Annotated in this window: 14 protein-coding genes and 1 tRNA gene; 2 read left to right on the top strand and 13 right to left on the bottom strand. The window is 72.2% G+C overall.

Annotation, left to right across the window (positions count from 1 at the left end; translation table 11 throughout):
* Positions 1–38: 38 nt before the first annotated feature.
* Positions 39–890, top strand: coding sequence for an SDR family oxidoreductase (locus tag QM641_RS07340; RefSeq protein WP_415114964.1), 852 nt, complete (start codon positions 39–41; stop codon positions 888–890).
* Positions 891–1005: 115 nt separating this feature from the next.
* Here QM641_RS07340 and QM641_RS07335 read toward each other — a convergent pair.
* From QM641_RS07335 to QM641_RS07305, 7 genes are all read right to left on the bottom strand, one after another.
* Positions 1006–1078: transfer RNA gene (locus QM641_RS07335), tRNA-Leu, on the bottom strand.
* A 19-nt stretch (positions 1079–1097) separates the two neighbouring features.
* Positions 1098–2504 carry an NAD(P)/FAD-dependent oxidoreductase gene (locus tag QM641_RS07330; RefSeq protein WP_415114962.1) on the bottom strand — a complete coding sequence of 469 codons (1407 nt, stop codon included), beginning with the start codon at positions 2502–2504 and terminating at the stop codon, positions 1098–1100.
* 20 nt (positions 2505–2524) lie between these two features.
* On the bottom strand, positions 2525–3790 hold the full coding sequence (locus QM641_RS07325; protein ID WP_415115016.1) for a S8 family serine peptidase: 1266 nt from the start codon (positions 3788–3790) through the stop codon (positions 2525–2527).
* Complete coding sequence (locus tag QM641_RS07320) at positions 3790–4260, bottom strand: DUF501 domain-containing protein (RefSeq protein WP_415115014.1); 471 nt, start codon at positions 4258–4260, stop codon at positions 3790–3792. The genes QM641_RS07325 and QM641_RS07320 overlap by 1 nt, the downstream gene beginning before the upstream one ends.
* A 69-nt stretch (positions 4261–4329) precedes the next feature.
* Positions 4330–4806 (bottom strand): FtsB family cell division protein, encoded by a 477-nt coding sequence (locus QM641_RS07315; RefSeq protein ID WP_415114960.1) that lies wholly within the window; start codon positions 4804–4806, stop codon positions 4330–4332.
* Between the two features lie 22 nt (positions 4807–4828).
* Positions 4829–6109, bottom strand: a complete 1281-nt coding sequence (eno, locus tag QM641_RS07310) for a phosphopyruvate hydratase (RefSeq protein ID WP_415114959.1) — start codon at positions 6107–6109, stop codon at positions 4829–4831.
* 292 nt (positions 6110–6401) lie between these two features.
* Entirely contained in the window at positions 6402–7214 is an 813-nt protein-coding gene (locus QM641_RS07305) for a helix-turn-helix domain-containing protein (protein ID WP_415114958.1), read from the bottom strand.
* A gap of 239 nt (positions 7215–7453) precedes the next feature.
* On the opposite strand from QM641_RS07305, the gene QM641_RS07300 reads away from it, so the two are divergent.
* Positions 7454–7963, top strand: a complete 510-nt coding sequence (locus QM641_RS07300; RefSeq protein WP_415114956.1) for a VOC family protein — start codon at positions 7454–7456, stop codon at positions 7961–7963.
* A gap of 117 nt (positions 7964–8080) precedes the next feature.
* Here QM641_RS07300 and QM641_RS07295 read toward each other — a convergent pair whose 3' ends face one another.
* The 6 genes from QM641_RS07295 to QM641_RS07270 form a co-directional block, all read right to left on the bottom strand.
* Complete coding sequence (locus tag QM641_RS07295) at positions 8081–8881, bottom strand: ABC transporter ATP-binding protein (RefSeq protein ID WP_415114954.1); 801 nt, start codon at positions 8879–8881, stop codon at positions 8081–8083.
* Entirely contained in the window at positions 8878–9963 is a 1086-nt protein-coding gene (locus QM641_RS07290; protein ID WP_415114952.1) for a FecCD family ABC transporter permease, read from the bottom strand. Before QM641_RS07290 ends, QM641_RS07295 begins: the two co-directional genes overlap by 4 nt.
* The gene (locus QM641_RS07285; protein WP_415114950.1) at positions 9960–10967 is read right to left on the bottom strand and encodes a FecCD family ABC transporter permease; all 1008 of its coding nucleotides are present in this window, start codon (positions 10965–10967) and stop codon (positions 9960–9962) included. The genes QM641_RS07290 and QM641_RS07285 overlap by 4 nt, the downstream gene beginning before the upstream one ends.
* Positions 10964–12022 (bottom strand): ABC transporter substrate-binding protein, encoded by a 1059-nt coding sequence (locus QM641_RS07280; RefSeq protein ID WP_415114948.1) that lies wholly within the window; start codon positions 12020–12022, stop codon positions 10964–10966. Before QM641_RS07280 ends, QM641_RS07285 begins: the two co-directional genes overlap by 4 nt.
* Positions 12023–12163: 141 nt before the next feature.
* Entirely contained in the window at positions 12164–13420 is a 1257-nt protein-coding gene (gene hisS / locus QM641_RS07275; protein ID WP_415115013.1) for a histidine--tRNA ligase, read from the bottom strand.
* A 195-nt stretch (positions 13421–13615) separates the two neighbouring features.
* Entirely contained in the window at positions 13616–13759 is a 144-nt protein-coding gene (locus QM641_RS07270; protein WP_415114946.1) for a hypothetical protein, read from the bottom strand.
* Positions 13760–13913: the final 154 nt, after the last annotated feature.

The following is a 13913-nucleotide window of genomic DNA, read 5'->3' as shown; positions in this document are numbered from 1 at the left end:
ACACAAGGCTCCACGCCTTCCGATCCCTAGGAGAAGCCATGACCATCCTCGTCACCGGCGCCACCGGCGCCGTCGGCCGTCACCTCGTCCGCGCGCTACTGGACCACGACCAGGACGTGCGCGCACTGACCCGCGATCCCGCGCGCGCGGCCCTTCCCGCCGCCGTCACGCTCGTCTCCGGAGACTTCGCCGATTCCGCCTCGTTGAGCGACGCGGTCTTCGCCGGCGTGGACCGCGCGTTCGTGTTCCCGGGCGACGGCGTCGCCGCCTTCGTCGATGCGGCGACCCGCGCCGGGGTCGAGCGCTTCACCGTCCTGTCTTCGCTCGCCGCCGCGAAGGAGTTCCCCCGCGACGAGGGCTCGGCCAGCCAGCTCCACCACGCCGCCATCGAGCAGGCGGTGACCACCCGCACCGACGCCTGGACGATCCTGCGGCCGGGCACCTTCGCCAACAACCTCCTGACGTGGGCATGGCCGATCAAGAACGGCTGGCCGATCCGCGCTCCCTACGCCGCGTCGGCGCAGGCGCCCATCCACGAGGCGGACGTCGCCGACGCGGCCGCTGCGAGCCTGCTGAGCGACGAGTGGATCGGCCAGGCGATCCCCCTCACCGGACCGCAGGCGCTCACCCGCACCGAGCAGGTCGCCGCCATCGCAGCCGGGATCGGGCGCGAGCTGGAGCTCGTGGAGATCAGCCCCGAGGAGTTCCGTGCCGAGGTCGCGCAGTTCGTGCCCGCCCCGATCATCGACATGCTCCTGGACTACTGGCGCGACACCCTGACCGAGCCCGATCGCGTCCGCCCGGTCACCCCGCTCACCGGCCGCCCTGGCCGCACCCTGGCGGAGTGGGCGCGCGATCACCGCGCCGACTTCGCTGCCGACGCGACGTAGCGGGGCCCGGCCACAAGCTCGTCCGCGCGAGTCACTCCTTTGGCGCCGAGTCACTGCCCTCCAGCGCAGTGACTCGCGAGGGAGGCAGTGACTCGCGAGTCAAAGCAGTGACTCGTACCCCCGCTGGGACTCGAACCCAGACTGTGGCGAGTTTAAGTCGCCTGCCTCTGCCATTGGGCTACGGGGGCGCGGCCCCGCGCCGCCTGCTCAGCCGGCGGCCTCGGACCTCTCCGGGGCCTTGTCCGCCGGTGCCGGGGCGGCGGGGGGCGCCTCGGAGACCGCGGGACGCGGACGCGCCGCGAACTCCTCGAAGACGTAGCGCGGATCCTGCACCGACTGCAGGTTGACGAGGTCGCGGCCGAGCCAGAAGTTGTTCCACCAGCCCCACAGCACGCGGAACTTGCGCTCCCACGACGGCATCGCCAGGCCGTGGTAGCCGCGGTGCGCGCACCACGCGATGAAGCCCTTCAGCGCGATCTTGCCGGACTGGAAGACGCCCTGGTAGAGGCCCAGGCCGGCCACCGCGCCGAGGTTGTGGTGGATGTATTCGCGCGGCGCCTCGCCGCGCAGCACGCCGACGATGTTCTTGGCGAGCAGCTTCGCCTGGCGCACGGCGTGCTGGGCGTTCGGCACGCAGTAGCCGCCGACGCCCGCGCCGGTCAGGTCGGGTACGGCGGAGATGTCTCCGGCAGCCCAGGCCCCCTCGACGAACTCGTCGGCGGAGCCCACCCGCAGGTCGGGACGGGTGAGGATGCGGCCGCGCTCCTCGACCGGCAGGTCGCTGCCGCGCACGACGGTCGGGTTGGCCATGACGCCGGCGGTCCACACGATCAGATCGGTCGGGATGACCTCGCCGGTGGACAGGGTGACGTTGCCGTCGACCGCGCTCGTCAGCTGCGTGTCGAGGTGGACGTTGCCGCCGCGGGTGGCGAGGTTCTTCAGCACCCACTCGCTGGTCTCCAGCGACACCTCGGGCATGATGCGCCCCATCGCCTCGACGAGATGGAAGTGGGTGTCCTCGAAGCGCAGGGCCGGGTACACCTTCAGGAGCGACGAGGCGAGCGAGCGGAGCTCTGCGAACACCTCGATGCCCGCGAATCCGCCGCCGACGACGACCACCGTCAGCAGCCGGTCGCGCGCCGGCCCGGGCGGGAGGGTGGCGGCCTTGTCGAAGTTCGACATGAGCCGGTCACGGATGGCGACGGCCTCCTCGATCGTCTTCAGGCCGATCGCATTGTCGGCGATCCCCGGAATCGGGAAGGTGCGCGATACGGCGCCGGCGGTCACGACGATCTGGTCGTACTCCTGCTGCCACGGCTCGCCCAGCTCGGGCGTGATGGTCGCAACGCGGTGGGCGTGGTCGATGCCGGTCACCTTCGCCGTGATGACGTTGGTCCGCTTGAGGTGGCGACGCAGCGCCACGACCGAGTGGCGCGCCTCGATGGAGCCGGCGGCCACTTCGGGCAGGAACGGCTGATACGTCATGTAGGGAAGCGGGTCGACGATGGTGACCTCCGCCTCCCCGTGGCGCAGGTGCTTCTCGAGCTTCCAGGCGGTGTAGAAGCCGGCATAGCCGCCGCCGACGATGAGGATCTTGGGTGCGGTGGTGGTCACGGTTCGCAGAACTCCTTGAATCAACGACGAGGCACGCGCGGGAAGCGGGCCGATCTGATGCGCCGGACTGCAGCAGTGACGCAAAGCGCGACCAGTATAGCGGCCAGCGTCCCGCCCGCCAGAGGAACTGTTCCGTAGCGGATCGTGTCCTCTGTGGGCAGCAGCGGCGACAGCGGGCGGGTCGCCTTCTCGGGAGCGGCCAGCTCGGGCACCTCGACGGGCGACGCGCTCGGGGTCGCACCCGGCTCGGTCTCGGCGCGACGGTATAGGCGCACCCACTCCGCCAGGCTCCCCATCGGGTTCTCGGCGACGGCATCCACCTGCGCGGTGACCGCCGCCTCGGCGTCGACCAGTCCCCACCCGTAGAGCACGTCCGGACGGGTGTCGGTGACCGGGCGGGCGGTCTGGATGATCCGGTTGATGACGTTCGCCGCGTCGAGCTCGGGATGTGCGGACCTCACCAACGCCGCCACGCCCGCGACCAGGGGAGCTGCACCGCTCGTCCCGCTCCACACGACGACCTGCCCGTCGGCGGAGACGCCGAGCAGCTGTTCGCTGGGCGCGGAGACCCCGATGGTGATGCCCTGCGTGGACGCTTCGAGACTCGCCTCCCCCTCGCGGTCCACTCCCCCGACGGTGAGCACCCCCGGGATGGTGGCGGGCGCCCCCACCCTGCTGGTGCCGCTGCCGCGGTTTCCCGCAGCGACCACGACCACGACGTCGTGCTCGAACGCGTAGAGGAACGCGTCGTCCCAGCTGCGATCCCAGTCCAGCGTGTTCGTCGTGAACGACAGGTTGATGACGTCGGCGCCGTTGTCGACCGCCCAGCGCATCGCCTCGGCCACCTGGGTGACGAAGGGGGTGGATGCCGCGGCGCCGAAACCGACCGAGATCGACAGCAGGCTCGCCTCGGGGGCGACCCCGATCATGCCGGTGCCGCTGCCGGTGCCCCGCCCGGCCGCCAGCGAGGCGACCCAGCTGCCGTGGTTCGCGTCGACCGCTCCGACCGGGGTGCGGCCGTCGGTGGCGCCGACCCCGGAGAAGTCGGTGCCGCCGACGACGGCACCGGTGAACTCGACCGGGTCGCGCCCGATGCCGGTGTCGATCACGGCGATCGTGACACCCTTGCCGCGCGCGGTCTGCCACGCCGCGCGCACGCCGTAGTCGTCGAGCCAGTACTCCGCCGAGCGGACCGGGTCGGGCGTCGTCTCCGACGGCACCGCGGCGGCCCCGGTGACCAGCACCGCCACCACGACGGCGACGATCACCCGCAGCGCGCCTCGGATCACAGCCGCCCTCCGGGCTGCGCGCACGTGCACCGCGCGGGCGACCAGCCGGAGCGCGCCAGCGCGCGGTCGCCGATCGGGTTGACCCCCGGTCCGGCGGCAAGCGCATGCGCGGCGAGCGCGTGCAGACATTTCACCCGCGTCGGCATGCCGCCCGCCGAGATCCCCTCGATCTCGGGCACGTCGCCGAAGCGGCTCCGGTCGGCCAGGTAGGCCTCGTGGGCGCGCGCGTAGGCCGCGGCGAGCTCCTCGTCGGCGGCGAGCTCGTCGGCGAGCTCGGCCATGACGTGCCCGGCCTCCAGCGCCGACAGCGCGGCCGCCGCCCCCGGATGGGTGAGGTAGTAGAACGTCGGGAACGGCGTCCCGTCGGGCAGCCGCGGCGCGGTCGCCACGACCGTCGGGTTGCCGCACACGCAACGGGCCGCGATCCCGACGACGCCGCGCATCGGGCGGCCGAGCTGGGCGCGCATGACCGCGAGATCCGACGCGGATGCCGGGGTCAGAACGCTCGTGCTCACCCGCTCAGGCTACCCGGCGCGTCAGGGCGCGGGCGTTCCGGTGACGGTCTTCGCGAGCCCCGCGGAGGTCACCGAGCGCACGAGCTGGGCCATCCAGTCGGTCCTGGTCTCCTCGAGGTCGGCGCTGACGGCATCCGTCCCCTCCGGCACGGATCCGGCCGGCAGGTCGTCGTCGATGAGGTACACGACCTCGCCCGGCAGCGTGTAGTAGAGCCGCTCGCGCGCCTGCGTCGTGATGTAGGCCGGGTCGGACCAGCGATCGCGCTCGGCCTCCAGCGCGGCTACCTCGTCGGCGGTGACCTTCACCGACTGTTCCAGCGCCGCGATCTGAGCCCGCTGGTCGAGGTAGGTGCCCACCGTGGGCACCAGCACGAAGGCGGCGAGGATCACCAGCCCCAGCATGATCAGCGTGAAACCTGACAGACGGATGCCGCCGAGCCAGGCCCGCACGTCGACGCGCCGCCGGGCACGGGAAGGGGGAGCCGTCGTCGTGCCCACGGCTCCCCCTCTCGATCGCGTCTCAGCCCTTGTAGCGCGGGAAGGCGGCACGGCCGATGAACGAACCGGCCTCGCCGAGCTCCTCCTCGATGCGCAGAAGCTGATTGTACTTCGCGACCCGCTCGCTGCGAGCGGGCGCGCCGCTCTTGATCTGACCGGAGTTGACCGCGACCACGAGGTCGGCGATCGTCGTGTCCTCGGTCTCGCCGGAGCGGTGCGAGAACATCGTGGTGTAACCCGAGCGGTGCGCGAGCTCCACGGCATCCAGCGTCTCGGACAGCGTGCCGATCTGGTTCACCTTCACCAGGAGCGAGTTGCCGGCACCGCGGCCGATGCCGTCCGCCAGGCGGGACGGGTTGGTGACGAACAGGTCGTCGCCGACGAGCTGGGTCTTCTTGCCGAGCTTCTCGGTGAGCGCGGTCCAGTTCTCCCAGTCGTCCTCGGCCAGGGCGTCCTCGATCGTGACGATCGGGAACGAGTCGACGAGGTCGATGTAGTAGTCGGTGAGCGCGGCGGCGGTCCAGTCCTTGCCCTCGAAGTGGTACACGCCGTCATCGAAGAACTCGGTGGCGGCGACGTCGAGGCCCAGGGCGATGTCAGGTCCGGCGCGGAAGCCTGCCTTCTCGATGGCCTTGACGAGGAAGTCGAGACCCTCGCGGTTGCTCGGCAGGTCGGGGGCGAAGCCGCCCTCGTCGCCGAGGCCGGTCGCGTATCCCGCCGCCTTCAGCTCGCCGCGGAGCACGTGATAGGTCTCCGCGCCCCAGCGGAGGGCCTCGGCGAAGCTCGACGCGCCGATCGGCGCGAGGAAGAACTCCTGGCAGTCGATGCCGTTGTCGGCGTGCTCGCCGCCGTTGATGACGTTGAACAGCGGAATGGGCAGGACGTGCGCGTTCGGCCCGCCGAGGTAGCGGAACAGCGGCAGGTCGGCGGCGTCGGCGGCGGCCTTGGCGACCGCGAGCGACACGCCGAGGATCGCGTTCGCACCGCAGCGCGACTTGTTCTCGGTGCCGTCGGTGGAGATCAGGATCTCGTCGATGACCCGCTGTTCGCTCGCCTCGAGGCCCTCGATCGCCGGGCCGAGCTCGTCGATGACGGCCGAGACGGCCTTCAGCACGCCCTTGCCGCCGTAGCGGCTCTTGTCGCCGTCGCGCAGCTCGTACGCCTCGAAGGCGCCGGTCGAGGCGCCGGAAGGGACGGCTGCGCGCTGAACGGTTCCGTCGTCGAGGAGCACCTCCACTTCGACCGTCGGGTTACCGCGCGAATCGAGGATCTCACGCGCGCCTACAGCATCGATCAGTGCCACAGCTGACTCCTTGCGTCATTGGAGGTTGGTGTCCTCCGCCGAGTCTAGCCATGCGGGCGCGTCGGGCGCAGGCCCGTCTTCGCGCTCAGGTCAGCACGGCGACGGCCAGGCCGTCCCAGTCCTTCAGGTCGAGCGTCTACAGCGCCGTGGCGTCGAAGCGCGGGTCGCCGCCGAGCAGTGCCAGCGCACGCCGGGTGCCGATCACCACCGAGTCGGTGCGTCGGTGAGCTCGATCGCGGTCGCGGGTCCCTGCGGTTCGAGGGTGGTGGTGATGCGTAGCGCCATGCGACGATCATCCCTCCGATGCGCCGGCGCGGGAAGCGTGCGACGGCGACGAGCCGCGGTAGGCGCTCGGCGTGAAGCCGAGCACGGCACGGAAGTCGTGCGTGAGGTGCGCGTGATCGGCGTAGCCGAGCGCGGCGGCAAGAGCTGCGAGGTCGGTGTCCGGATCGTCGCGCACGCGCTGGGCCGCCTCCTGCAGGCGCCGGCGCCGGATCATGGCGGACGGGCCGACGCCCACGTGCTCGAGCATGAGCCGCTCGAGGGTGCGTGCGGACACATGCAGTCTGCCCGCGGCATCCGCGACCCGCACGATCTCCCGGTCGGTCAGCAGGAGCTCGGCGGCCGTGTTGGCCAGCAGGCCCCGCTCGGTGGGCGCGCCGACGACCTCGCCGAGCCAGCATGCGAACGCGTCGACGGCGGCCGCACGAGCGCGCTCCCCGACGCCCGCCATCGCCGCGCAGACCTCGGCGTGCAGGCGCACCGCGTCGACGGGCGCCCACGTGTCGACCAGCTCGGCCGGCCGCGCCACGAGCGCCGGCACCGCGGCCGGGCGCAGCAGTGCGCCGACGGCCCAGCCGGTGCCCCGCAGGTCGCGGTGCGTGCGCGTCGTGGCGGCGCCGACGACGATCACGCCGGACGGCTCCACCACGACGCCTACCGCCGGGTAGCCCACCACCTCCTGCCGCGACGAGCGACCGGGCGCGATGGACCACTGCGGAATCCAGAACCACTGCACGAGAGCGGATGCCGCAGCCGGCGGCGGCAGGCGATGGAACTCGGGCAGCCGCGCGGGGTAGAGCACGCCCCGCGTCTGATCCATCATGCGCGACACGCTACGCCCGGCATCCGACACGCACGTCGCGGCGCCTTCCTCGCGGTTCCGTGCCGCCCGCCGCTCAACCGTCCGCCTTCCCTCCGTTCGGTTGCCCTGGATGTACGGCGATCGGGGCGCTTCGCGTACATCTAGGGCAAGTGAACAGGGGAAGGCGGGGTGAGGGCGGGGGCGGGATGCGTCGCGAATGTCCAAGCGCGCGGCATCCGTCGCGGCCTACCGTGGCGGGCATGACCGATGAGCACACCGCCGGCGTGACCGGCGCACACACCACGAGCGGGCGCCCGCACGGCGTGACCAGCATCACCCCCTTCCTCACCGTGACCGGCGCGCGCGAGGCGATCGCCTTCTACCGCGACGTCTTCGGCGCACGCGTGGTCGACGTCACCGAGCTGGGCGGGGTCGTTGCGCACGCCGAGCTCGACTTCGGCGCGGGTCACCTGCAGCTGGGCGAACCGTCCCCCGACTACCACCTTGTCCCCGCTCCCGGCGCTGAGGACGACTGCTATTCGCTCGGGCTCTACTGTCCGGACGTCGACGACCTGACCGCGCGGGCCGAGGCGGCCGGAGCCACGATCCGCGAGGCGCCCTCGACCTTCGTCTCGGGCGACCGGTTCGCCAGCATCCGCGACCCGTTCGGGGTGCGCTGGTCTCTCCTGACCCGCGTGGAGGACCTCAGCGAGGAGGAGTCGGCGCGCCGCGTCGCCGAGTGGGCGGCATCGTTCCCGGCCGACACCTGACCCCATCCCGACGGTGCCACTTCCCATCCCGACGGTGCCACTTCCCACCCCCGACGGTGCCAGTTCCCACCCCCGACGGTGCCAGTTCCCACCCCCGACGGTGCCAGTTCGCACCCCTCAGCACGACCCGCGGCCGATCGGGAACACCGACGGCGTGCCGGTGACCGGGTCGGGCGCGACGACGCAGGGCAGGTCGAACACGTCGGCGACGAGCTCGGCCGTCACGATCTCGGCGGGCGGGCCCTCGGCCACCACGGCGCCGTCCTTCATCGCGATGAGGTGCGTCGCGTAGCGCGCGGCGTGGTTGAGGTCGTGCAGCACCGCCACCACGGTGGCACCCGACTCGTGCAGCTCGGCGAAAAGGTCCATCAGCTCGATCTGGTGGGCGATGTCGAGGAAGGTCGTCGGCTCGTCCAGAAGCAGCAGCCGGGTCTCCTGCGCGAGCACCATCGCGACCCACACGCGCTGGCGCTGGCCGCCGGAGAGCTCGTCGACGCGGCGCGCGGAGAGGTCGGTCACCCCGGTGGCGTCCATCGCGGCGAGCACGGCCGCCTCGTCGGCGGCGGACCACTGGCGCAGGATCCGCTGGTGCGGGTGCCGTCCGCGCGCGACGAGTTCGGCGACCGTGATGCCGTCCGGAGCGAGCGAGGACTGCGGCAGCAGTCCCAGCCGGCGCGCGACCTCCTTGGCCGGGAGGCTCGCGATCGACGCACCGTCCAGCAGCACGGTGCCCGAGGACGGCGCGAGCAGCCGCGATAGCGCGCGCAGCAGCGTCGACTTGCCGCACGCGTTCGCGCCGACGATGACCGTGAACGAGTCGGCCGGGATCGCCACGGACAACTCCGTGAGGATCATGTGCTTGTCGTACCCGGCGGTGACGGCATCCGCTCTCAGACGGCTGGGCGGGTTCGCGGTCATCGGCGCCTCCGGGCTTCGTGGACGAGGATCCAGACGAGGTAGCAGCCGCCGACCACGACGGTGATCACCCCGACCGGGAGCGGGACGGGCAGTGCGTGCTGGGCGACGATGTCGGATGCCGCCAGGAGCAGCGCCCCGAGCGCCGCCGCCGGGCCGAGCGCGATGCCGGGCGCGCCGGCCAGGCGCCGGGCGATCTGCGGCGCGGCGAGCGAGATGAACGCGATCGGGCCTGCTGCGGCGGTGACGATGGCGGTCAGGACGACGCCGCACACGACGAGGAGACCGCGCGAGGTCTCGACGAGCACGCCGGCGGCGCGGGCCGCGTCGTCGCCGAGCTCCAACTGACGCTGCGAGGCGGCGAGCCAGCACAGCGGCACCAGAGCCAGCACGATGACGATCACCGCCGGGAGCACCTGCGGCCAGCCGACCGGGTTGAGCGATCCCGCCCCCCACACCGCGGCGGCCATGGCGACCTCGCGGCGGGCGCGGAGCATGAGGTAGGTGCCGAGGGCGATGAGCATCGCGTTCATCCCGATGCCGACGATGATCAGGCGAAAGCCCAGGATGCCGCGCCGGTAGGCCAGGGCGTAGACGGCCACCGCGGTGAGCACGCCGCCGAGAAGGGACCCCGTGGCGGTCACGACGAACCCGCCGCCGAAGAGGATGATCGCGGCGATGCCGCCGGCGTACGACCCCGCCTCCAACCCGATCACGTCGGGGCTCGCGAGCGGGTTGCGCGTGAGCGACTGGAAGACGGCGCCGGAGGCGCCCAGCGCGGCGCCGAACACCGCGGCGGCGATCACGCGCGGAAGCCGCCAGTCGCGCACGACGGTCGTGACGATGCCCTCGTGCCCGCCCAGGAGCGCCGTCAGCACCTCCGGCGGGGTCACGAGCAGGTCGCCGAGGGTGAGGGCGACGAACGAGATCGCAACGGTGACCGCGGCCAACGCCGCGGTCACCGCGAGGGACCGCGCGTGCAGGCGCAGCGCCACGGCGCCGCGGCGCACCACGATCATGCGCGCGCCGAAGTCGACGGTGCGCGGTGCCTCCGCGGCAGGGGTGCCGGATGATGCGGCGGTCACAGTGCCGACGCCTTCGCGCGGCGCACGAGCGCGATGAGCACCGGCGCGCCCACGAACGCCGAGACGATGCCCACCGGCAGCTCGCTGGGATACAGGGCGACCCGGCCGACGACATCCGCCGCGAGCATCACCGTGGGCGCGATCACGAGCGACAGCGCGAAGATCCAGCGCTGGTCGGGACCGGCGATCCAACGCGCCACGTGCGGCGCCATCAGCCCGACGAACGCGATCGGGCCCGCGATGGCGGTCGCTGCGCCCGCCAGGATCGTGATCGCGACCACGGAGAGCACACGTGTGCGGTTCAGCCGCACCCCGAGCGAGCGGGCGAGGTCATCGCCCAGCCCCATCGCGTTGAGCGGGCGGGCCAGGGCGAACGCGACGATCGTGCCGGCCGCGAGGAAGGGCAGGAGCGGAGTGAGCACATCCCAGTCCCGGCCGACGAGCGAGCCCGCCTCCCAGCCGCGCAGCCGGTCGAAGGCGCGCGGGTCGAGGAGCACGAGGCCGGTCATGACCCCGGACAGAACCGCCGCGACGGCGACTCCCGCGAGGGTGAGCCGTACCGGGTCGGCGACCCCGCCGGCCGAGCCGATCAGGGCGACGGCGGCGGTCACCACGAGCGCGCCGACGAAAGCGAAGGCGAGGTCCTGCACGGCCGAGCTCGTGCCGAAGAAGAAGACGCCGATCGTGACGGCGACTCCCGCTCCGGCGTTGACCCCGAGCAGCCCCGGCTCGCCCAGCGGGTTGCGGGTCAGCGCCTGGATGAGCCCCCCGGCCACGCCGAGTCCCACCCCGACCGCGACGGCCGCGACGGTGCGCGGGATGCGCAGGTCGCGCACGATGCGCGTGACCTCGTCGTCGCCGGGCGCGACCAGCACGCGGACGACCTCGTCGAGCGGGATGCCGCGCGAGCCGATCGCAATGCTCGCCGCGCCCGCGATCGCGAGCGCGGCCAGGCACAGCACGATGCCGGCCGTCCGGCGGCGTGCGAGCACGACCGTCGTCACTCCTGCAGGCTCTGCGGCGACTGGCCCTGCACGGCCTCGGCCAGCAGCGGCACAAGGTGGTCGATCACGTACTTCTGGCTGAGCGGGGTGAGGAAGTAGATCGCACCGCTGAGCACCTCGCCGGTGTACACGGCGCGGCCCTCCTTCACCGCGGACAGCTCGGAGACGGTGCCGAACTTCAGGAGCTGGGCGAGTCCGTCCTCGTTCTCGGTCGCGAACACGATGACGTCCGCGTCGATCAGGCTGGTGTTCTCCGCGGAGATGGTCGCCTGTTCGCCGTCTTTGGCGTAGGCCTCCAGCCCAGGTGTCATGACGAAGCCCAGCTCGGTGAGGAAGTCGGTGTTGAGCCCGTCCGGGTAGACGTAGAGGTTGCCCTCCCAAGGAGCGCCTTGAGAGAAGGTGGCGCTGAGCCCGGCGAACTCCGGATGCGCTACGGCGGCCTCGGCATAGGCGGCCTCCACGCCCTCGATGAGCTCCTCGCCCGCCTCTGAGCGGCCGACCGCGGCGGCGACCAGCCGGGTCTGCTCCTGCCAGTCCGAGAAGTAGGCCTCGGTGTGGGGCAGACTGCTGATCGTGGGTGCGATCGCCGCGAGCTTGTCGTAGTCCTCCTGCGTGAGCCCCGCATTCGGTCCGACGATGAGGTCGGGCTTGAGCGACGCGATCTTCTCGAACGCGATGCCGTCCGCCTGGGAGAGCACGACCGGCTCCGCGTCGCCGAGGAGGTCTGTGGCCCAGGGCCAGGTCGCGTACGGCTGCTCGCCGTACCATTCGGTCGTGGCGATCGGAGTCACGCCGAGCTCCAGGAGGATGTCCTGCTCGGTGACCCCCACGACGACGATGCGCTGCGGCTCGGCCGGTACGACCGTCTCGCCATAGCGGTGCTCGACCGTCACCGGGAAGGTGTCGGTGGGCTCAGTGGTGTAGTTCGGGTTCTCCTCGACGGCATCCGTCGTGGTCGCGCATCCGGCGAGCGCGGTCGTGGAGACCACGAGCGCGGCGAGTCCGGCAAGGACACGGAGGGCACGCGTCGGGGTGCGGGCGGCGATCGAGGGCATGGGGCGTCGTCCTGTTCTGCGGTGTCGCGCGGCGGTCCTCCGGAGCGGGTTCCCGGAGTCGGCGATCGCTGTTCAGGTTAGCCTTACCTCACTCGGTAGGCAAGGACACGGCGCCGTGGATCGCCACACCCCGCGTCGCCGTCAGCGCAGGCGCTTGAGCTCCAGCCGTTCCCGCTGGGTTCCCGCGACGACCGTCGCGAACGAGGAGTACCCGTCGGCTGCCGCCCGCTCCAGCAGCGCCTTCACGTTCTTCGTGCGCTGCTCCAGCCGCACGCGCGAGCCCTCGGCCACGAAGGCGGCCTTCAACACGAGCAGCTCGTCCAGCGGCACATCGCGGTCGTGGACGAGCACGACCGCGGGCGCGGCATCCGCCTCGTGCGCGGCGACGAGATCGATGATGCGCTCGAAGCCGATCGAGAAGCCGACGGCGGGGACCTCCCTCCCGAGGAACCGCCCGATCATGCCGTCGTAGCGGCCGCCGCCGGCGAGCGAGTAGGGGACGGACGGGTGGGCGAGCTCGAAGATCGTGCCGGTGTAGTAGCCCATGCCGCGCACGAGGAAGGGGTCGAACTCGAGCGGCGCGCCACCGCCCGGCCGCGCCGCCGCGACCGTGGCGCCGACCGCGACGAGGTGGGCCACGATCTCGTCGGGGATGCCGTCGGGCAGCGCCGCGCGGATCTGCTGTTCGCCGTACGACAGCTCGTCGCGCGGGGTCCAGGACCGCAGGAAGGCGTCGAACGCGTCCACGGCCGCAGCGCTGGCGCCACGCTCGCGTAGTTCGGCAGCCACACCGTCCGGCCCGATCTTGTCGAGCTTGTCGATCGTGATGAGCACTCCGGGCCGCTCGGCGGGCGCGAACCCGAAGCCGTCGAGCATCGCGTCCAGCGCTCTCCGGTCGTTGATCCGCACCATCCCGCCCTGAAGGCCGAGCGCATCGAGGGCGTCGAGGGTCGCGATCACGAGCTCGGCCTCGGCGCGCGCCGAGGCGTCGCCGATGATGTCGATGTCGCACTGCACGAACTGGCGGTAGCGGCCTTTCTGCGGGCGCTCGGCACGCCACACCGGCGCCGCCTGAATCGCGCGGAACACTGTCGGCAGGTCCGCACGGTGGGTCGCGTAGAAGCGGGCGAGAGGCACTGTCAGGTCGTAGCGCAGCCCGAGGTCGGTGAGCGCGGCGGGGTCGTCCGCAGCGGCGTGGATCGCGTCGGCGTCGAGGCCCCGGCGCAGCACATTGAAGGAGAGCTTCTCGTTGTCGCCGCCCAGGCCCGCGTGCAGGCGGTCGTAGTCCTCCATCACCGGCGTCTCGATCTCGTCGAAGCCGTGCGCGCGATAACGCTCGCGGATGACGGCGAGCACGCGCTCGCGACGGGCCTTGTCTGCGGGGAGGAAGTCGCGCATGCCACGCGGCGGATTCACGGATGCCACGCGCTCCATCCTTTCAGGTCCGCTCGCGGGCCGGTGGTCGCGGCTCTCGCCGAGAATCGCGCCCAGACGGAGGCTGCAGCGCGCGATCGCGTGCTCTCGCGGCCGAATCCTCGCGTCCAGCCTTCGTGCGGGCCGGATAACTCGGCTGCCGCCATGCACGAACGCGCGTCAGCGCGCCTCGACGGACCGGATCTGCGCGGCAAGCGCCCGCAGCCGCTCCCGCAGCGCCCGCTCGGCATCCCAGCCGCGCTCGCGCGCGACCGCGACGAGGCCGAGCAGCGCTTCGCCCAGCTCGGCCTCTGACCCCGGCATCCCCTCCCCCAGTCCGCGAGACTCCACTGGTGCACCGAGACCGCGTGCTGGGCGTGCAGTCTCGGTGCGCCGATGGAGTCTCGCGGGGTCGGGCGCGGGGCCAGGCGCGGGCGCGAGGCCAGGCGCGGGGTCGGGGGCGGGGGCAGGCGCGCAG

Source organism: Microbacterium sp. (assembly GCF_047605725.1).
Classification (GTDB): domain Bacteria; phylum Actinomycetota; class Actinomycetes; order Actinomycetales; family Microbacteriaceae; genus Microbacterium.
This window is presented reverse-complemented; position numbering and strand designations above follow the sequence as displayed.

Excerpts from the sequence above, each read along its gene's own strand:
- QM641_RS07280 (WP_415114948.1), bottom strand. The coding sequence starts at position 12,022 with ATGCCCTCGATCGCCGCCCGCACCCCGACGCGTGCCCTCCGTGTCCTT.
- QM641_RS07305 (WP_415114958.1), bottom strand. The coding sequence starts at position 7,214 with ATGATGGATCAGACGCGGGGCGTGCTCTACCCCGCGCGGCTGCCCGAG.
- QM641_RS07270 (WP_415114946.1), bottom strand. The coding sequence starts at position 13,759 with ATGCCGGGGTCAGAGGCCGAGCTGGGCGAAGCGCTGCTCGGCCTCGTC.
- QM641_RS07300 (WP_415114956.1), top strand. The coding sequence starts at position 7,454 with ATGACCGATGAGCACACCGCCGGCGTGACCGGCGCACACACCACGAGC.
- QM641_RS07295 (WP_415114954.1), bottom strand. The coding sequence starts at position 8,881 with ATGACCGCGAACCCGCCCAGCCGTCTGAGAGCGGATGCCGTCACCGCC.
- QM641_RS07320 (WP_415115014.1), bottom strand. The coding sequence starts at position 4,260 with ATGCGCGCCCAGCTCGGCCGCCCGATGCGCGGCGTCGTCGGGATCGCG.
- hisS (WP_415115013.1), bottom strand. The coding sequence starts at position 13,420 with ATGCGCGACTTCCTCCCCGCAGACAAGGCCCGTCGCGAGCGCGTGCTC.
- QM641_RS07340 (WP_415114964.1), top strand. The coding sequence starts at position 39 with ATGACCATCCTCGTCACCGGCGCCACCGGCGCCGTCGGCCGTCACCTC.